Origin of the sequence: Planktothrix mougeotii LEGE 06226 (assembly GCF_015207485.1) — a bacterium.
Classification (GTDB): domain Bacteria; phylum Cyanobacteriota; class Cyanobacteriia; order Cyanobacteriales; family Microcoleaceae; genus Planktothrix.
In genome coordinates, this window is sequence record NZ_JADEWU010000100.1 from 1 (window position 1) to 18,413 (window position 18,413).

At 36.3% G+C, this 18,413-nt stretch carries 20 protein-coding genes; 11 read left to right on the top strand and 9 right to left on the bottom strand.

The window, feature by feature from the left end; translation table 11 throughout:
* On the top strand, nt 1-1,203 hold a 1,203-nt coding region (locus IQ236_RS24895; RefSeq protein ID WP_407676168.1), incomplete at its 5' end, for a calcium-binding protein.
* A 206-nt stretch (nt 1,204-1,409) separates the two neighbouring features.
* On the opposite strand, the gene IQ236_RS24900 is transcribed toward IQ236_RS24895, so the two are convergent.
* From IQ236_RS24900 to glgA, 3 genes are all read right to left on the bottom strand, one after another.
* Nucleotides 1,410-2,636, bottom strand: coding sequence for an NAD(P)/FAD-dependent oxidoreductase (locus tag IQ236_RS24900; protein ID WP_228041847.1), 1,227 nt, complete (start codon nt 2,634-2,636; stop codon nt 1,410-1,412).
* Nucleotides 2,637-2,744: 108 nt separating this feature from the next.
* Nucleotides 2,745-3,281, bottom strand: coding sequence for a hypothetical protein (locus IQ236_RS24905; RefSeq protein WP_190519708.1), 537 nt, complete (start codon nt 3,279-3,281; stop codon nt 2,745-2,747).
* A 287-nt stretch (nt 3,282-3,568) separates the two neighbouring features.
* Nucleotides 3,569-5,044, bottom strand: a complete 1,476-nt coding sequence (gene glgA, locus IQ236_RS24910; protein WP_193871772.1) for a glycogen synthase GlgA — start codon at nt 5,042-5,044, stop codon at nt 3,569-3,571.
* Nucleotides 5,045-5,196: 152 nt separating this feature from the next.
* Here glgA and IQ236_RS24915 point away from each other — a divergent pair, with 152 nt between their 5' ends.
* Nucleotides 5,197-5,355, top strand: coding sequence for a hypothetical protein (locus IQ236_RS24915; protein WP_193871773.1), 159 nt, complete (start codon nt 5,197-5,199; stop codon nt 5,353-5,355).
* Nucleotides 5,356-5,382: 27 nt separating this feature from the next.
* Here the strand turns inward: IQ236_RS24915 and IQ236_RS24920 are convergent, their stop codons facing one another.
* Together IQ236_RS24920 and IQ236_RS24925 are read right to left on the bottom strand one after the other, a co-directional pair.
* On the bottom strand, nt 5,383-5,718 hold the full coding sequence (locus tag IQ236_RS24920; RefSeq protein WP_193871774.1) for a type II toxin-antitoxin system RelE family toxin: 336 nt from the start codon (nt 5,716-5,718) through the stop codon (nt 5,383-5,385).
* 4 nt (nt 5,719-5,722) lie between these two features.
* Entirely contained in the window at nt 5,723-5,980 is a 258-nt protein-coding gene (locus tag IQ236_RS24925) for a hypothetical protein (RefSeq protein WP_193871775.1), read from the bottom strand.
* A 167-nt stretch (nt 5,981-6,147) separates the two neighbouring features.
* On the opposite strand from IQ236_RS24925, the gene IQ236_RS24930 reads away from it, so the two are divergent.
* The gene (locus IQ236_RS24930) at nt 6,148-6,468 is read left to right on the top strand and encodes a DUF433 domain-containing protein (RefSeq protein ID WP_193871776.1); all 321 of its coding nucleotides are present in this window, start codon (nt 6,148-6,150) and stop codon (nt 6,466-6,468) included.
* A gap of 388 nt (nt 6,469-6,856) precedes the next feature.
* Here IQ236_RS24930 and IQ236_RS24935 read toward each other — a convergent pair whose 3' ends face one another.
* On the bottom strand, nt 6,857-8,287 hold the full coding sequence (locus tag IQ236_RS24935) for an ABC transporter ATP-binding protein/permease (RefSeq protein WP_193871777.1): 1,431 nt from the start codon (nt 8,285-8,287) through the stop codon (nt 6,857-6,859).
* A 35-nt stretch (nt 8,288-8,322) separates the two neighbouring features.
* A complete protein-coding gene (locus IQ236_RS24940; protein ID WP_193871778.1) occupies nt 8,323-8,658 on the bottom strand; it encodes a hypothetical protein in 336 nt (111 codons plus the stop codon).
* A 223-nt stretch (nt 8,659-8,881) separates the two neighbouring features.
* On the opposite strand from IQ236_RS24940, the gene IQ236_RS24945 reads away from it, so the two are divergent.
* Nucleotides 8,882-10,261, top strand: a complete 1,380-nt coding sequence (locus IQ236_RS24945; RefSeq protein WP_193871779.1) for an ATP-binding protein — start codon at nt 8,882-8,884, stop codon at nt 10,259-10,261.
* A gap of 97 nt (nt 10,262-10,358) precedes the next feature.
* Here the strand turns inward: IQ236_RS24945 and IQ236_RS27905 are convergent, their stop codons facing one another.
* Nucleotides 10,359-10,523, bottom strand: a complete 165-nt coding sequence (locus tag IQ236_RS27905; protein ID WP_228041848.1) for a hypothetical protein — start codon at nt 10,521-10,523, stop codon at nt 10,359-10,361.
* A 130-nt stretch (nt 10,524-10,653) separates the two neighbouring features.
* Between IQ236_RS27905 and IQ236_RS24955 the strand changes: the two genes are divergently transcribed.
* The 4 genes from IQ236_RS24955 (at nt 10,654) to IQ236_RS24970 (ending at nt 11,877) form a co-directional block, all read left to right on the top strand.
* Nucleotides 10,654-10,908: a hypothetical protein gene (locus tag IQ236_RS24955; protein ID WP_193871780.1), complete on the top strand. Its 255-nt coding sequence runs from the start codon at nt 10,654-10,656 to the stop codon at nt 10,906-10,908.
* Nucleotides 10,905-11,312 carry a type II toxin-antitoxin system VapC family toxin gene (locus IQ236_RS24960; RefSeq protein ID WP_193871781.1) on the top strand — a complete coding sequence of 136 codons (408 nt, stop codon included), beginning with the start codon at nt 10,905-10,907 and terminating at the stop codon, nt 11,310-11,312. Before IQ236_RS24955 ends, IQ236_RS24960 begins: the two co-directional genes overlap by 4 nt.
* Entirely contained in the window at nt 11,297-11,443 is a 147-nt protein-coding gene (locus IQ236_RS24965; RefSeq protein ID WP_193871782.1) for a DUF2281 domain-containing protein, read from the top strand. The genes IQ236_RS24960 and IQ236_RS24965 overlap by 16 nt, the downstream gene beginning before the upstream one ends.
* A 179-nt stretch (nt 11,444-11,622) precedes the next feature.
* Nucleotides 11,623-11,877 (top strand): hypothetical protein, encoded by a 255-nt coding sequence (locus IQ236_RS24970; protein ID WP_193871783.1) that lies wholly within the window; start codon nt 11,623-11,625, stop codon nt 11,875-11,877.
* A gap of 51 nt (nt 11,878-11,928) precedes the next feature.
* Here IQ236_RS24970 and IQ236_RS24975 read toward each other — a convergent pair whose 3' ends face one another.
* On the bottom strand, nt 11,929-13,056 hold the full coding sequence (locus tag IQ236_RS24975; RefSeq protein ID WP_193871784.1) for a quinone-dependent dihydroorotate dehydrogenase: 1,128 nt from the start codon (nt 13,054-13,056) through the stop codon (nt 11,929-11,931).
* A gap of 246 nt (nt 13,057-13,302) precedes the next feature.
* On the opposite strand from IQ236_RS24975, the gene IQ236_RS24980 reads away from it, so the two are divergent.
* The 3 genes from IQ236_RS24980 to IQ236_RS24990 all read left to right on the top strand — a co-directional run.
* Entirely contained in the window at nt 13,303-16,128 is a 2,826-nt protein-coding gene (locus tag IQ236_RS24980) for a sensor histidine kinase (RefSeq protein ID WP_193871785.1), read from the top strand.
* A gap of 51 nt (nt 16,129-16,179) precedes the next feature.
* Nucleotides 16,180-17,910, top strand: a complete 1,731-nt coding sequence (gene recN, locus IQ236_RS24985) for a DNA repair protein RecN (protein WP_193871786.1) — start codon at nt 16,180-16,182, stop codon at nt 17,908-17,910.
* Between the two features lie 114 nt (nt 17,911-18,024).
* The coding region (locus tag IQ236_RS24990) for a Uma2 family endonuclease (RefSeq protein ID WP_193871787.1) at nt 18,025-18,413 on the top strand (389 nt) is incomplete at its 3' end.

Here is an 18,413-nt window from a genome sequence, read left to right on the forward strand (position 1 = left end):
AACTGGAATACCGCCCAAACCGTTACGGTAACGGGTGTAGCCGATAATACAGTTGATGCAAATCAAGCCTATACAATTCAACTGCAAGCTGCTACCAGTACCGATGCGAACTATAGTGGGAAAGATGCAACGGATGTCTCTGTTACGAATACTAACGTTGATGTTCCCCCTCCGACTACGCCTGCGGGAATTACCGTCACTCCCACCACCGGACTCACTACCGATGAAACAGGTACAACCGCTACCTTTACGGTGAAATTAGATTCTAAACCCACAGCCAATGTCACCATTCCGGTCGTGAGTTCCAACACCGCAGAAGGAACCGTAGCCCCGGAAAGCTTAGTCTTTACCTCAGCGAACTGGAATACCGCCCAAACCGTTACGGTGACAGGTGTAGCCGATAATACTGTTGATGCAGATCAAGCTTATACCATTGAACTGCAAGCTGCTGTCAGTACCGATGCCAACTATAAGGGCAAAAATGCCACGGATGTTCAGGTTACTAATACCAACACCGATACCAACACGCTACCACCCAATCCCGACGAAATTGATACCTTGCAGGGTGGAGAAGGTGCAGATACATTTGTCCTGACAGGTACTCCCCTAACCAAACCCTCCATTCCTTCACCTACAGACTTTACTGAAGATCAACCCAATCAACTGTTTGGAACTGATAATGATGATGTGATTATCGGCAGTAGTGGGGATGAAACCTTATTGGGTTTCAAAGGCAATGACTTCCTGAATGGAGAAGGAGGCGGAGATGAACTATTTGGAGGTGTGGATAATGACACCCTCGTTGGTAGTAGTAGTGATGAACTTCTCTATGGTAATAAAAATAGTGATCTGATCTTTGGTGGAGAGGGTCTTGATATTCTCTATGGTGGTCAAGACGATGATACCCTCACAGGCGAAAGTGGCAGTGACCTGGTGTTAGGAGATAAGGGAAATGATGTTCTCTATGGTGTAACTGACTTGGGTTACACTCTGATTTCAGACTTCACCCCCAATGAAGATGTGATTCAACTCACAGGAAGTGCAGATAACTATCGTTTGACCGATGCACCCGCAGGTACGGGTGTTGGCACCGGAATCATCCGTATTGATGATCAAGGAAATCAGCAATATATTGGTTTGATTGAAGGAGTATTGATGTCACAAACAAGTTTAACCACTAGCAACTTCTTCCAATTTGTTTAGCTTTTGAGGAGGTTTGGGGGAGCTACAAATAAATCCCTCCTGTAGAGACGTTGCATGCAACGTCTCTAGGGTTAAGGGGATCTGATCAAAGCTGTAATCAGGGCTTTTTGGCGTTAAGTTGACGGACTTTTGGCACATCTCGCCCCTACGATGAATTGGATTTTAAGTCATTTCTACAACTGATTTAGACTAACTATAACATTTAACTAGGTTAAATTCAATTTAAGTTTTAATCTTGTCCAAATCGATACAATTTTATAGCGCAAATATTTAAACCCAGCTTTATATAATCGTTTAAAATCATAATCAAATAAAATAGCCATCATATCTTCTAAAGATAAATCTTTGAGATAGGATACCCCTTTATCAATAGACTGATCACTATATTTTAAATATTTACTTAATCCCATTTGTTCTGACCAGTTCCAAGTTCTAGCATAGATCTGTCGAATTTCTTGACGATATCCGGCAAAATCTGTTATTTTTCCGGTCAGATAATCTTGAATATATCCACAAGCAATATTAGCATTTTGCATTCCATGACGAATCCCTTCTCCTCCTAACATATTCACCATTGAAACCGCATCCCCAATGGCAATAATATTATCTTGATAATAAATATCTTCTAACCCACTACAATATTTTAACATTCCTCCGTGATGGTTAATAATTGTATACGGAATTCCCCCTAAATACTCTGTTAATAATAACTCCACATAGGAACGTAAGGTTTGAGTTTGATTGACCCATGTGTGGGAACAATTTAATTGAGCAGAACCCACTTTTAAGCGATTATTTCCCATCGGAAAAATCCACGAATAACCCCTGGGCATCCAGCGATGACCTAAAAAGAAAATTAAATCTTGAGAATACTGTTGATAATCAATTTCTGAAAGTTCAATTAAATATTCTATTCCCGTCCCCGTTAAATAATCCGGTTGCGGTTCTTTTTTATTATACATGACTGCCCTAGCTGGGCCTGTAGCATCCACTAAGATTTGCGTTTCTACCTGAATAATTTCTCCCGTAGACCGTTGCTTTAATTCAACAATCGTATTCTGATGATTTTTAATATACCGAAGATAACGACATCCCATCCAAACTTCGCCACCTTGGCTTTTAACTTTTGTGGCTAAAAATTCCCGTAATTTAGCAAAATCAAAAACAGCCCCCAAAGGCATTGGAGACTGCCATTTCTGATGAATATTCGTTGTAACAATCACCAAATTTTGCCAATAACTCCCGATAACAGTTTCCGGTAAATTGAATTTTTCCAAGGTTTCTAAGGGTGTAGCGGCACTGGAAAAATCATTTTTAGAAAAAGTTTCATGTTGTTCAATTAATAATACCCGTTGACCTGCTTGGGTGAGTTGTCTTGCACATTGACCTCCTGCTGGCCCCGCACCAATGACCACAACATCGAAACGTTCCATCTGGATAAAATCTCAACTTTAAAGAGCTATTCTAGTTTAACAAATTAAGGTTAATTTGATCTGAGGCTTTGGGGTAGATGCACAGAGGTCTATAACAATGTGCAAGGTTCAATTTTTAGGACTGATTTCAGCTTTTTGTTGAGGACTTTCTAATCGATTGACACCGGACGAAGAAGGCAATATAATAGCATTGAAAGCCGGAACTTGACAGGTGCTTATATTGGCTTTAGGTAAGCAAGCAATGGGTTGAGTTGCCAAGGAAGGAATCACAACAAATTCCCCTTCTAAAACAAAATCATCAGCATTTAAAACTACCCCTAAAATTTCCTGAGTGGATTTAATTTTAATAACGGCATCATCTGACCGCCCATCCTGATCAAAATCCATCAATTCTGTATAGTCTAAATCATCTTCACTAATGCCATCGGTTAAACCAATTTTATCTCCATCATGGAACCAATCAAAATTAGAAATCACCGAAACATTAGACAAATCATTGGTCGCATCTTGAGTTTTGAGGATAAATACATCGGTATTCCCATTACTACTGGGTGTTTGCGCTGTCCCTGGCATGGGAATAAATAAACTAATCAGGAAGGGAAAAATGGTGGCAATTAAAAAGGTGCGAACTCGGCTTGAAATCATACATTTTCCTAATGCTTTGATTTCAATCTACGCAGGGGTTTTATTGCTTTCTGACCGATGAGTGCTACTATTCTAAGTTCTACAGTGCTAATAAGGTTTTATTAGGGTTTAGGAAAAGGGAAAACCCTGATGTTGCTTGAGTTTGTTAGGATTTAAAGTCGGTTATGGGTTGATTAGGAAGTAGACACTTGGGAAATTGGAAAATTTGACTTTATATTCCATCTTTCAATGTTTGCTACGCATCCGTCCCCTGTAGAGACTAACCATGCTTAGTCTCTACAGGGGGTTTATTTGTGCCGGATGAATTCGTAAATGGCTAAATAATCCGTTCCCGGTTGCTTCCAAGAATAGTCATAATTCATGCCTTGAATTCTCAATTTTTCAAATTCATCAGGATAGTAATTCCATAAACCAATAGCTCGATCCATTGCTGATTCTAAGGCTTGAAAATCGGTGTAATTAAAAACATAACCATTGCGTTCTTCTGGGGTATGATATTCATCATAATCCCGATCAAAAACCGTATTAACTAACCCACCAACCGCGCGAACAACGGGAACAGCCCCATATTTTAACCCAATCATTTGAGTTAACCCGCAGGGCTCATAATTACTCGGAACCACAATAATATCCGCAGCCGCATAAATTAAGTGGGATAATTCCTCATTAAACCCTAGTTCTAAATGACAATCCGGGTTATCATTTAAAAAGTTCTTTTCATGCCAAAACCAAGAGTTAATACTCGCTTCTGTTGCCGAACCTAATAACACAAATTGAGCTTGTCGATGCAGAGCATAATAAATGGCATGATGAACCAAATGCACCCCTTTTTGATCGTCTAAGCGACCAATATAACAAATCAGGGGTTTATCTCCATGACTTAACCATAAGCGTTCGCGTAAAGCTTTTTTATTGATTTCTTTTCCTTCTAAAGTTTTTGGCGTATATTGTTCAGGAATAAATCGATCAACTTCTGGGTTCCAAACCTCATAATCAATCCCATTTAATACTCCACCAAATTTATGTTGATGCAGTTCTAGGGTATGTCCTAACCCATAGCCAAATTCACCATAATGGGCTTCCCAAGCATGGTTAGGAGAAACAGTCGTTACAAAGTTAGAGTAAACAATTCCCCCCTTCATAAAATTCAAGCCAAAGGGGTTAAAATTATCGCGTAAACGCTCATATTCAAAATAGTAGGATTCTCGGTTTAATCCCGTCGCCCAAAGGATATTTGTACCCGCAATTCCTTGATGTTTAAAGTTATGGATGGTATAACAAACTCGGATATTTTCCATGCCATGATATTTGTACATTTCATACAACATCACGGGAGCTAAACCCGTTTGCCAATCATGACAATGGAGAATATCAGGACGTTTATTTGTTCTGAGTAAAAACTCTAATGCAGCTTTACTAAAAAAGGCAAATCTCAGATAATCATCGACGCAACCATAATAACAACCTCGGTCAAAGAAATGATCCTCGGAGTGAGGTTCAATAAAAAAGCATAACCGCCCATGAACCCAACCACAAAAGACAGTACAGTGAATTGCGCCATCAAACCAGGGAACATATAAATCTTGATAAGCTTCATGAAGTCCCCAAATTTGGTCATACCTCATGCAGTCGTACTTGGGCAAAATAATTTCAATGGTATGACCCCGCAGTTCTAACTCCCTACTGAGTCCGTACACAACATCGCCTAAGCCTCCCGCTTTGATGACTGGGGCGCATTCAGAGGCAATTTGTACGATGTACATCCTGTTTCCTCACTCCAAACCGTGATCTTTTGTCTTCCCCATAGTAATCAGGTTGGCTAAATTAGTAAACCCCTAAAGGATGATTTTTTTCTAGGTATTGCAGGCCATAAACCGGGTTTCTTAAGCTATCTTTCGGTTGAGAAACAAAAGTTATGGCAGAAACCCGATTTCTCAACGCTCTTGCTGGGGGTCAGAAACCGGGTTTCTTAAGCTATCTTTCGGTTGAGAAACAAAAGTTATGGCAGAAACCCGATTTCTCAACGCTCTTGCTAGGGGTCAGAAACCGGGTTTCTCAAGCCATCTCTTATTAGGTTATAATATTACAAATGTATTAACATCTATGGTAAATAAGTCTTGTTAATCGCATCTTTAATCTCGTCTAGGCTAACATCTGCCTGATCTGATTTTGCATAGATGAGCAGAAGCAAAACTAATTCAGGTGAAACAACTTGATAGATCACTCGATAGCCACCACTTTTGCCTGTAGGAATATCACTATTTTTGGCTCGAATTTTAAAAACAGCTAAGTGTATACCAGAAAGTTGATCGCCAATAAAATTTCCAATCTGTAGCTGATCAATAATCGGCTGAATATCAGATTGAATTTTGCGATAACGTTTAGTTAATGCTTTAAGACGGCGTATAAAGGGTAATGTAAAGCGAACTTCTATCATGAGTTTAAACAGTGGTATCTTCCCAAAGTTGTGATAGTGGGAAGGTTTGTCCTGATGAGGCAAGTTGCATAGATTCTTGTAAGTCAGCTAATATTTGGGCTTTTGGTTCTTGTTCGTCAATCCAAGCTAAACCACTAACAGGATCTGAGTTTATTGTATTCATCAGTTGTTGCCAAATTTCAACAGGAACAAGAACATCAGTTGTTTCGCCATCGGCATTGGTAACATAACGAATCAGATGTTCAATTTGTGTCATTTCCATAGGTCTAACCCTCTTATCATGCTTTTATTGTAGGGATGGAACTGTCAACAGTTTGCTAACGTCCAGATTCAGAAAAATTTATCTATTCTACTATTATACCTTGATATTTAAAATAATGCTATAATAGACTAAATTGATCAATATTTGTGGTAAAGGGAATAGTAGATATGGAAACAGTCATCTCACAACACATTGAAGTTACTCCGGGGATCTGTGGCGGAAAACCTCGTATTGCTGGACATCGAATTAAAGTTCAAGATATTGTAATTTGGCATGAAAGAATGGGAATGTCACCCGATGAAATTATTTATCACCATCCTAGTATTACCTTAGCAGATGTTTATGCTGCCTTAGCTTATTACCATGATCATCGAGAAGAAATTAGACAACAAATTGAAGCGGGAGAATCTTTTGCTAAACAATTACAAGGAAATCAACCCTCTTTAATTCAAAAAATATTAAAGGATGAAAATGTCAAACAAGATTAAATTTCATCTGGATGAGAATGTCAGTAATGCGATCGCAAATGGTTTGAGAGTGCAAAGAATATTATCTTTTAGTTTAGGGTGCATATCCTATAATATTAAAAATTTATTAACATCTATGGTAGATTATGATGCCCTCTTTAGAAGTTCATGAATTTGCCGAAAAAATTAATCAATTATCCCTTGAGGATAAACAATGGTTATTACAACCTATTTAGCATTGCTAAAGTTACTATTTCTAACAATTCCGATCTAAACCCATCTAATTCTTTGACGAATGAGGTTAAAAAGACATTTAATATTACTCCTGCTGTACCAGGAAGCGGTTATACTGATACAGCAATCAATCATGATCAGAGATTAAATTAATGATAGAAGAATTTAAGCTTTATTAATTCAAAGATTGATCTTTTTTATAAGCCCAAATAGATACAAGATAAAAAAACAAACTAAATATTCCTAAAAATACAAGATGTAATATTAAATTATTATCGTTTTTTATATTAGCACTGTATAAAACTAATTGACCATAGTGATACACAGGAGAAAAATCTATTAGATCGCTAAACCATTTTGCTTTTGAAATTGGCAAACCACAAGTTAACACAGCAACTGGAACAGATAAACCAATAATAGAATCAAGGCTTTTAGGATTAAATAAATAACCCATTGCTAAACCAAAAATAGCAAAAGGAATTATGCCCAAAAGCAAACATAAGAACATCGCCAGCCAGCTTATTAAATACTCATCAATTCCTAGTTTAAATGCTCCAAAAACAAACATTAACGATAAAATTATTGTCGAAAGTAACAAGGTAATAATAATTTTAGCTCTGAAAAATACACTGGGAGGAAGTGGGGTAACTTTTAATAACTTTAACCATCCTTCTACTCTTTCAATAGCAATTCTTTTTCCTAATCTTTCAATTGCTAATATTAATAACATTAGTCCACTAAAAAATATTAACATGACTTTAGCGGATTTTTGATTCATGGGGAAAAAGATAATTAGAGAAGGAAGCAGAAAAATCCCCAATAAATATAATGGTGTTCTAACAAGCTGTAATAATTCAACATAAGTCTGTTTTAACAAAAGATAAGTATAATTAATTTTTTTGTTTGTTTCCTTGAATTTGGATGATTCCTTTTCTTCTACCAAAACTGTTTTAATAATATTTTCTTCTAATTTACCCTCTTTCAAAATTACATATTTAGTAACTAAGTTATCTAAATATGTAAAATCTGCTTGGTTATTTGTCACCATTAGAATAGTAATATTTTTGTCACGACAAATCTTGATTTGTTCCCAAAATTCAATAAATCCTTCTTCATCTAAATTTCTGGTGGGCTCATCTAAAATTAATAATTCTGGATTACCTGCTAAAGCTAAGGCAAAAAATAACCTTTGTTCTTCACCACCAGACAATTTGGAAGCCCAATTATTCTCTTTTGATTTGAGATTAACTGTACTTAAAATTTCTTCAGTTGATAAAGGATTAGGATAATAACTTCTTAACAAGTTTACTAATTCTTTCACTGTTAAATGTTTAGGAAGGGAAACTTTTTGTAAAACTACACCAAGGCGGGTTTTTGAGTGAAAACTTTTAGGATTTTCCCCAAATAACTTAACTTCTCCTTGGGTGGGTGCTAAAAGTCCTAAAATCAGATTAAGTAAAGTGGTTTTACCCGAACCATTTGCCCCTTTTAAAACAACAAACTCACCTTTTTTAATATTAAGATTAATCTCTGTTAATATCTCTTTTTTTTTGAATAGAGATTGATTAAAACTTTTTGATATATTCTTTAGTTGTACTACATTCATGTTTTTTCCCTCAAGGTACATTAACTTACATATACTTAACACAATAACTGCTGAATAAAAGGAATATTAAGAATTACTCCTAACAAGGTTCCTGCCAAAATAGCAATGAAAGGGTTTCCTAACATCAAAAGCAGTCCTACTGATGTAATTACTCCTCCTATAATTGGCACATTTGGGAAACTCATGATACAATGATCACCAACACTTGTTCCTTTGGAAAACCATAAAATTAAAATTGGTATAGCTATAACGCTGATTCGTCCCAACCATTTAATCACATCAGATAACTGTAATATAAACCCTTCTTTGAAAGAAGAAAATATGCTATTTTTAGCTTGATCAATATTATTATTGCTAGATTGGAAAGACATAATTTTTGAATCCCTTTAAACAATACAGATTGGGTCTAAATTAGAATATGTAGGTGAGTTGTTGTGAGTATTATTGATCAAAAAATTTATTTTTCCTAGTGTAAAGTATATTATTTTATCTTGTCTTTTGTTACAGAATATTTACTGTAATATCTTAAACTATCTTGAAATATCTTGATTAAGAAGTGTATAATAGTTCAAATCCTTACCATGAGGGGATGTTATGACTATGACAGAAATTTTACAATTTGCTGATCAGTTAATTTTTGCCAAGAAGGGAAAACACTTAGATGATCTCCAAGAATCAATTATTAAGGGGGTTTGGGACGGCCAGAGCTATCAGGAAATTGCTGATGAATGCAACCGTAGTGAGAGTAGGGTTAGAAATATCGCTGCCAAATTATTACAATTGTTATCTGAAGAATTAGGAGAAGATCTTGAAAAAACTAATTTTCGTTCTACTTTTAATAGGTTAAATATTTTATCATCTAAAAATCAGGGTATTTGTCATATAAGTGGTAGTAATCATAGCTTTAACTATAGTCCATCAATACTATACAATTCAAAGCAAGATAATCACCAAATATTAACTAATGATAAGGTTAAATCACAATTAGTTGATTTAACCTTAAGTCCTCAAATAATCAACTTTTATAATAGAGAATCAGAACTTAAAACCCTTTTGAGTTGGATATTAGATAATAATATTCGTTTGATTTCAGTTTTAGGATTATCTGGAATAGGAAAAACGAATCTAGTTAAAAGATTTGTTGATTTACACCTAGATAAATTTGAGGTGGTAATCTGGAAAAGCTTAAAATATCCCAAACCTTTAGAATTACTGATTAATGATTTATTGATCGCTTGTAACTCAGAATCAAAAACAACTATAAATGACAATTTAAAACAATTATTTGATATTTTCACAGATAAAAAATGTTTGATTATTCTTGATGATGTTCATCATATTTTTACTCCAGGTGAACTTTCTGGACAATATCAAAGCGTCTACCAAGATTATCAAAATTTTTTTAAACTGATCACAGAAACAGAGCATCAAAGTCATCTAATTTTAATCAGTCAAGAACAATGTGCAGAAATGGAATGTTTGGATGAGGAATTATATCCGATTAAATCTTTAAAATTATCAGGTTTAGAGGATGGAGAAATTTTATCAGGGATGGGATTAAAACCAGATGTGGATAGCGGGTTAAAATTGATTGAAAAATATCAAGGAAATCCGATGTATTTGAAAGATGTTGCGGTTTTAATTCGAGATGTTTTTGATGGGGATGTGGCTGAGTTTTTAGCTGAGGATAGTTTGGTCATTACTAGAGAAATGCGATCGCACTTTAACCAGCTATTTAATAGATTATCACCCGTTGAACAGAAAATTGTTGTAGAATTGAGCAAATTTGATCACCCTGTATCCAGAGAAGAGTTAAGACAACATTTAGATTTATCCTCTATAGACTTAATTAATGGGTTACAATCTTTACAACAACGGTATTTAGTAACTAAAATTAAAGCTGATTCAATTTTGTTTAATTTGTCTTTACTTTTTCAGGATCATTTGAGAACACCTGTCAATACTTCCCACTAAATTTGACTTAAATAAAGATTGCGAATTGACCGATTTACTAAACTTAAATAATCATCTAATTCTTCATAAGCATCTAATTCTTTTTCTTCTTCAGCAGTTAAGGCTGTTTTTTTTGTTTTTCCAGTAAAGTTTCAATTCTATTTTGAATTTTTTCCGAAGCACGAAAAACAGTAATTCCTTCTATCAATGTAATGCTAATTATCCCTTCTAAGGGGAAATTTTGAGGTAAAGATTCAAGTTTAGGCAAAGTTGAGTTTGGCATGATTTAAACTGAATTTAAGTATATTATAATAGCAATCTGACTCTGTACTTTTTTAACCTATTATAGCATGGCATTCAAAGCAATGCTATAATAGGAGAAATTTATCAATATTTATTTTTGGTGAGTTACTATGCCCTCTTTAGAAGTTCGTGAATTTGCCGAAAAAATTAATCAATTATCCCTTGAGGATAAACAATGGTTATTACGACAATTAATGCAACAAGTTACTATTTCTAACAATTCCGATCTAAACCCATCTAATTCTTTAACGAATGAGGTTAAAAAGATATTTAATCTTACTCCTGCTGTACCAGGAAGCGGTTATCCCGATACAGCAATCAATCATGATCAGATCATAGCTAATACTTTATTAGGTGAGTCATGATTCAAGCGGTTATTGCTGATACAACTCCACTTTATGCTTTAGTTGATTCTAGTGATCAATACCACCTAAAGGCTCGGCAAGAATTATCACAAATTCAGTTATTAAATTTGAAAGTGATGATTCCTTATCCTATTGTTTTGGAAACTTATACTTTGATTTTGTACCGTTTAGGTATTCAAAGAGCTATTAAATTTTCGGAAGAAATCCGAGAGTCGGCTGAGTTGATTCATCCTTCAGAAGAAGATTATACTTTGGCATGGCAGAAAGTCAAACAATATACGGATCAAAAAATCACCTTATTTGATGCTGTCACAGCTAGTATTTCTCAACGCTTAAATACTCCTGTCTGGACTTATGATCATCACTTTGATCTGATGTTTATCCCAGTATGGAGATTAAATTAATAATAAATGAGGTTAAAAAGATATTTAATATTACTCCTGCTGTACAAAGAAAATTCGGAAGTGCAAAAGGTTTAATTTCAATGTCATCTGATTTTGATGAGCCGTTAGAAGATTTCAAGGATTATATGTAATGAAATATTTACTTGATACTCATACATTAATCTGGTTTATTAGTGGTGATGAACAACTCAGTCTTTATGCAAAAAAATTAATAGAAAATATAGACTTAATTAATGGGTTACAATCTTTTTAGCATAACATTCAGAATTATGCTATAATATCACAAAATTATTAACATCTATGGTAGATTATGATACCCTCTTTAGAAGTTCGTGAATTTGCTGAAAAAATCAATCAATTATCCCTTGAGGATAAACAATGGTTACTCCAAAAATTAAGCCAGCAATTAAACAGTCAAGACTTAGAAATAGAAAAATTAAACCCGCAAAAACAAGCGAGAGAGATTATCTCTGAAACCTTGTTAGAGGTTTTATCAATGTCCGACAATTGTTATGATAAAGTTTGGGAAAAATTTGACGCAGTTTGTACAAAAATATATCAGTAAACTTACAGTTAAGCTTTTCCCTGTTCCCCGTTCCCTCTTCCCTATCTATCATTAAGGTTTAAAACCAACGGCTTCAGAAATAGATTTTAACTGATATTGATCTAATTTCTGTAACAGTCCTTCTAATATTCTTTTGACTATTCCTGGCCCTTCATAAACCCAACCCGTATACACTTGAATTAAACACGCTCCTGCGGTAATTTTTTCCCAAGCATCATCGGCGGTAAAAATTCCACCAACGCCAATAATGGGTAACTGTCCTTGGGTATTTTCATGAATCCAACGAATCACTTCTGTAGACCGTTTCTTCAGGGGTGCACCGCTAATTCCTCCGGCTTCTTCAGTGATATAACTTCCCGTTTGGGGTAGCCATTGAGTTTTTAATCCCTCCCGTTTTATGGTGGTATTCGTCGCAATAATTCCGGCTAATTGATAGCTTTGAGATAAATTAACAACATCAGCGATCGCATCCCATTCTAAATCCGGTGCAATTTTAATAAAAATCGGTTTATTGTCTGTATTTTCCATTTTTAAAACCGCTATAATTTTGCTTAATTGTTCAGTATCTTGAAGCGATCGCAATCCGGGGGTATTCGGAGAAGAAACATTCACAACAAAATAATCTCCATAATCCTTTAACAATTTAAAACTCCCTAAATAATCTTCTGCGGCGGCTTCTAACGGAGTAATTTTAGATTTTCCTAAATTAATTCCAACAGGAATCATCAATTGTTGTTGACGTTTTTCTTGTAACCGTTGCGCCAATATTTCCGCCCCTTGATTATTAAATCCCATGCGATTTAAGACCGCTTGATCTTCAACTAATCGAAATAATCGAGGTTGCGGATTTCCCGGTTGCGGATGGAGGGTAACAGTCCCTAATTCTGTAAATCCAAATCCCAAACTTTGCCAAATTCCCGCCGCGACCCCATCCTTATCGAAACCCGCCGCTAAACCGACAGGGTTATTAAACGTTAAACCCCATAATTTCTGCTGTAAGCGGACATCTTGTAAACAAAATGAGGGTCTAAGTTGAGATTCCATCCAATTTATCGGAGACTGAGACTGATTTTGGTCAATCCAACTCAAGAGTTGTAAAGCTCGATGATGTGCCCATTCGGGGTCAAGCTTTAATCCATAGAATAAAAGGGGTCTAACAGTGCTACGGTAAATATCCAAGATCGTCTCCTCTGCTTATGTCCAGAACGCTAAAACTCAGGGGTTTCCTAAGTCCTGATTGTCAAATTTTAATTTAATGTATTTTTTGAGCAAAATCGTGAAAGACTAAGGGTAAGATGGGATGAGAAACCAGATCAACGGGGAAAGTATTTTTTTACCTTATCCCAGAACATTGCATTTGTTGAAGATCTCCATTAAATTTTTAATTTTAAACCTAAATTAAAGTATACGGTTTGGGAGTTTATTATGGGTCTATCCGAAGAATCGATCGCATTAGATCAACCCATCATGACATTAGGGCGTGTCCTCCAGACCCTACAAGATGAAGATAACGTTGATGTTTTAATCGAAACCACTTTAGACTATATCAAAACCGAGTTTAACTATAGTTTAATTTGGATTGGTTTATATGATCGCTTAGATCATCGCCTCCTGGGAAAAGGAGGAATTATACCCACCGAAGATTCATGGTTACTCAAACAAAGATTTATTTTATCTCCGGGAGATTTACTCGAACAAGTTGTGATTGAATTGCGACCTGTGGTTGTTCCTGATTTAAGAGAAGAAACCCGTGCGGGAGAATGGCGAAAAGCAGCCCAAGCTTTTAATATTCAGGGCTCAATTTTATTTCCCATGCGCTACAAAGATCGGTGTTTTGGTGTAGCTTTATTAGGATCAAGTGAGTGGGGAATTTCTCCGAGTTCAATGGAAAAAGAACTGATTTCAATGGTATTAGGAACCTTAGCCACTTCTTTATTCCAAATTGAAACCACTTGGATGTATCAACAAACCAAACGACCCGATCAACCTTTTTTTAAACTGTTAACTCAATTTAGAACGCTAAATACCTTAGATCGCTGTTTAGAAGTCGCCGTAGAAACCACCCATGAATTTATTGAACCTACGCGCACCAATGTCTATTGGTACTATCGAGAAGGGCGATATTTTTGGCGACGGGCGAGTAATCAACAAAAAATGCCCGGTATCAGTTTAATGAAACAAGCTGCTTCTGGGGTAACGGTACAAGATTTAGGGGAGTTTTATCAAGCTTTAATTTCTGATCATTTAGTGTCTATTGGGGAGTCTTATAGTTCCTTAAGAGCCGATACAACGGAACGATTAATGGAGAAAATTCGCGCCCGATCTTTATTAGCTGTTCCTATTCTTTTTAATCAAGAAATGTTAGGATTTATTGCCGTTGAAGGACAACACCCTCGGATTTGGCAAGAAAATGAAAAACAATTTTTACGAGGGGTTGCTCATTTAATTTCCTTAACTGCACCCTTAGCCGAAATGGAAGCCAAAATTCGACAAATTGAACTCGATCAATCCCTAACAGCTAAAGTTACCCGTGCAGTTGTAGATGATCAAGATTGGCAGTTTTCTTTAAAAACTACAGCAAATCTTTTGTGTCAACGATTAAATGCGGGGCGATTTTTATTAATAGAATATCAACCTGAAACAGAAGACTTTAAGATTCTTTATCAACATTATCCATTAAATCGAACGGCAATTCCTTCCCCTTTAAATGCGCTTACTTATCAAGATTTGCAACGCTTTAAAAATCAAACTGAAATCTTAGTGGTTGAAAATTATGAGGAAGATGAAAAATTAAAATCCTGGCGAACTCAGCTTCGAGATGCTGGAGTGCGATCGCTGATGTTGTGTCCGGTTAATGGTTATATTACAACCGGAAAAAATCAACAGCAAAAAGTTCCCCAAGAATTATTAGTAATTGGTCATGAATCTCCTCGAACTTGGGATCGAGCCGAGCAGGAATTAGTTAAAATTGTTGGCCAACAATTGAGCGTTATTTTACATCAATGGCAACTTAATCAACAAATTCAATCTCATGAAAACTTTAATCAAGTTTTAGAGGATTGTTGGTTAACCTTACAAAAAACCGAGCAATTACCATCTATAGAACAACAATTTACCCAAGATATAGCCCAATTATTACAAAGTCCTTTAGTTGTATTATTAACCTGGATTGAAGGTTCAAAAAAAGCTAAAATTGTCAGTTGTGTGGCGCGTCAAGCAACTCTATCAATCAACACAGAACGATTAATTACGGTAGCTAAAGATCCTTTAATTCAACACGCTTTATCAACGGAAGAATTATTTTGGTGGCCTGTACAAGAATTATCAGCTTATACTCGACAATGGTTTACCAGTTCCGTTGATAAAATATTAGTAACGACCCTTCGCACAGCCAAGAATCATCAGCCGACAGGTCTTTTAATTATTGCTGATCCAGAGCAAATTCATGATCAATCTCATATCTCTTTAACCATGTTGAATTTGTTAGTCATGCAATTTGCTTGGTCACGACGCTATTTACGAATTCAAGACACGTTAAAAACCCAACATGAAGAATTACAATGGCTGAATTGGTATAAACAACGGCGCTTAGAAGAATTATATCGAACCGTAGGCGGAGGACTGAAACAATTAAGCGAATTAAATAATTCTCCGTTTCAAGGTTCTGATCCTCAGAAAACCCAACTTTCCCATTTACGTTATCAACAATTATTACGTCAGATGGGCAATGCTTTAGCCTCTACGAGTTCTTTAATTAAACAAGAACAATGGCGACTTCATCATCACCATGATATTGTTCCAATTACGAATTTATTACGATGGGTACGGGAACGATTAAATGCTATTATTCGCAATAAACAAATCCAATTTATTGTCAAACAAGAGGGGAATTTTAATGTCATTGGAGATCGGATTAAACTAGAACTGGTTTGTTATGAAGTTCTATTAACAACCTGTCACCGTTCTGAACCTGGAGGCATGATTGAGGTTGTTAGTCGCCTTTGTACTGATCATGAATTAGAGCTTTTTATTACAGATTATGGTAAAATTAACCCGCAACTGATTATTGAGTTAAAAATGGGTTCCCATCCCGATTTACTAGCTCCCTCTCTGTTAACGTCTTCTCCGGGTCAACAGCTTTTAATTTGTCAACAAATGTTAGAAAAAATGGGGGGAGAATTATTACTAGAAAAATCAGAAAATCAACCTTTGATCACCCGGATTATTTTACCCGTATCTTCTTCAAGTTGAAGGATATTTTAAAATTATTTGAGCTTGTTTAGTTTATTTTAGTGTTTTAATATGTTGCTTTCCTTGCGAATCGAAAACTTTGCTCTCATTGATCATTTAGATTTAGATTTAGGAACAGGCTTGAATGTTTTTACCGGAGAAACGGGAGCCGGGAAATCCATTATTTTAGATGCGGTTGATGCCATTTTAGGGGGAAAAGTAGACCGCCGTTCAATTCGGACGGGAGCGACTCGATCTTTATTAGAAGCAACATTTGAGATTGAAAAAAAATGGCTTAATTGGTTAACCGAACAAGAAATTGATTTAGTAGATGGGAGCTTAATTGTTTGTAGTCGAGAAGTGGTGATTTCAGGAGATAAACTTCGCAGTCGATCACGGGTGAATGGAGTATTAGTCAATCGTAAATTAATTGATCAACTCCGCGATCGCTTCATTGAAATTACCGCCCAAGGACAAACCTTACAATTAGGTCAACCGGAACTTCAACAGGAATGGTTAGATCTCTATGGCGGTCAAGCTTTAATCAACGCTAGAAAAGAAGTTTCCCTCGCCTATACCCAAGCTCAAACCTGTAGCCATGCTTTAGAAAAGCGTCGTCAATTTGAACAACAACGGTTACAACGATTGGATTTATTAACCTATCAAATTCGAGAATTAGATGCAGCAACGTTAACAACACCCGATGAATTAGAACAATTACAGATAGAACATCAACGGCTGAATCATATTGTTGAACTTCAGCAACAAAGCTATCAAATTTATCAAGCTTTATATCAAAATGAAAGTGGGTTAGCTGCTGCCGATTTGTTGAGCCAAGCTGAAGGTAAATTAACGGATTTAGTTGAATATGATTCCCAACTGCAACCGATTTTAGAAATCGTTAGTGAAGCGGTGGCTCAAATTACCGAAGCCGGACGACAAATCGGCAGTTATGGCGAACAATTAGAATCCGATCCTCAACGCTTAGAAGAAGTCGAAGATCGAATTCGAGATTTGAAACAAATTTGTCGAAAATATGGGCAAAATTTAGGAGATGTGATCGAATATTATCAACGCATTCAAACCGAATTAAAAGACTTAGAAGATGAAGATCAATCCATTGAATCTCTGGAAGAAGCCTATCAACACACCCTTCAAACCCTAAAAGAAACCTGCCAACAGTTGACCAGTCTGCGTCAAAAAGCAGCCCATCAATTAGAAACTAATTTAATTAAAGAATTGAAACCTTTAGCGATGAAAATGGTTAAATTCCAGGTCGAACTTCATCCGATTTCCCCCACAGCCCTAGGGGCGGATCAAATTCGATTTTGCTTTAGTCCGAACCCCGGAGAACCCCTCCAACCCTTGGGAGCGATCGCATCTGGCGGAGAAATGAGTCGGTTTCTCTTGGCTTTGAAAGCGTGTTTTTCTCAAATTGCAGGGTCAGGAACCTTGATATTTGATGAAATTGACGTCGGAGTATCGGGACGAGTAGCCACCGCCATTGCTCAGAAACTCCACCAACTCAGCCAACGCCATCAAGTGCTCTGTGTTACCCATCAACCTCTGGTGGCTGCTATGGGAGATCATCATTTTCGAGTCACGAAAGAAACCATTCAAACGGACTCTGATCTTAACTCCGATGGGACTGATCCCGAAACTCGAACCGTTGTTCGGGTCACTCCCCTAACTTCCCCCCAACGCCGGGAAGAACTCGCTCAATTGGCCAGTGGAGAATCCGCCCAAGAAGCGATCGCCTTCGCCGAGTCCCTCCTGAGTCAAGCTGCATTGATGAAGAAATAGCGATATATAGCAATCCGTGTAGGGGTTGCTATATTATATATTATTAACTAATAATATATAATAGGATATGAGATAGTTAAAATTTATCCCTGAACATTCAATGAGGATAGAACTATGAATGCTTTAACTGTCAATTTAAAACCATTAATAGAAATGACGGATGAGCAGTTTTTTCATCTCTGTCAAAACAACCGGGAATTGAGATTTGAAAGAAATGCCAATGGAGAATTAATAATTATGCCACCAACGGGAGGAGAAACGGGAAACAAAAATGCGAGAATCACTCAACAGATAATGAATTGGACTGATGCTGATGGTACTGGCATTGCTTTTGATTCTTCGACTTGTTTTAAATTGCCTAATGGTGCAGATCGTTCTCCCGATGCGTCTTGGATCAAGTTAGAAAGATGGGAGGCTTTAACTGATGAAGAAAAACAAAAGTTTCCCCCTATTTGTCCTGATTTTGTAATTGAGTTACTTTCTCCTAGTGATAGTTTGAAGAC

Coding starts and splice junctions, on each gene's coding strand:
- IQ236_RS24940 (WP_193871778.1), bottom strand. CDS start 8,658: ATGTCTTTCCAATCTAGCAATAATAATATTGATCAAGCTAAAAATAGC.
- IQ236_RS24915 (WP_193871773.1), top strand. CDS start 5,197: ATGGCAGAAACCCGATTTCTCAACGCTCTTGCTGGGGGTCAGAAACCG.
- IQ236_RS24920 (WP_193871774.1), bottom strand. CDS start 5,718: ATGATAGAAGTTCGCTTTACATTACCCTTTATACGCCGTCTTAAAGCA.
- glgA (WP_193871772.1), bottom strand. CDS start 5,044: ATGTACATCGTACAAATTGCCTCTGAATGCGCCCCAGTCATCAAAGCG.
- IQ236_RS24905 (WP_190519708.1), bottom strand. CDS start 3,281: ATGATTTCAAGCCGAGTTCGCACCTTTTTAATTGCCACCATTTTTCCC.
- IQ236_RS24930 (WP_193871776.1), top strand. CDS start 6,148: ATGGAAACAGTCATCTCACAACACATTGAAGTTACTCCGGGGATCTGT.
- IQ236_RS24980 (WP_193871785.1), top strand. CDS start 13,303: ATGGGTCTATCCGAAGAATCGATCGCATTAGATCAACCCATCATGACA.
- IQ236_RS24960 (WP_193871781.1), top strand. CDS start 10,905: ATGATTCAAGCGGTTATTGCTGATACAACTCCACTTTATGCTTTAGTT.
- IQ236_RS24935 (WP_193871777.1), bottom strand. CDS start 8,287: ATGAATGTAGTACAACTAAAGAATATATCAAAAAGTTTTAATCAATCT.
- IQ236_RS27905 (WP_228041848.1), bottom strand. CDS start 10,523: ATGCCAAACTCAACTTTGCCTAAACTTGAATCTTTACCTCAAAATTTC.
- IQ236_RS24925 (WP_193871775.1), bottom strand. CDS start 5,980: ATGGAAATGACACAAATTGAACATCTGATTCGTTATGTTACCAATGCC.
- IQ236_RS24900 (WP_228041847.1), bottom strand. CDS start 2,636: ATGGAACGTTTCGATGTTGTGGTCATTGGTGCGGGGCCAGCAGGAGGT.
- IQ236_RS24945 (WP_193871779.1), top strand. CDS start 8,882: ATGACTATGACAGAAATTTTACAATTTGCTGATCAGTTAATTTTTGCC.
- recN (WP_193871786.1), top strand. CDS start 16,180: ATGTTGCTTTCCTTGCGAATCGAAAACTTTGCTCTCATTGATCATTTA.
- IQ236_RS24955 (WP_193871780.1), top strand. CDS start 10,654: ATGCCCTCTTTAGAAGTTCGTGAATTTGCCGAAAAAATTAATCAATTA.
- IQ236_RS24965 (WP_193871782.1), top strand. CDS start 11,297: ATGGAGATTAAATTAATAATAAATGAGGTTAAAAAGATATTTAATATT.
- IQ236_RS24970 (WP_193871783.1), top strand. CDS start 11,623: ATGATACCCTCTTTAGAAGTTCGTGAATTTGCTGAAAAAATCAATCAA.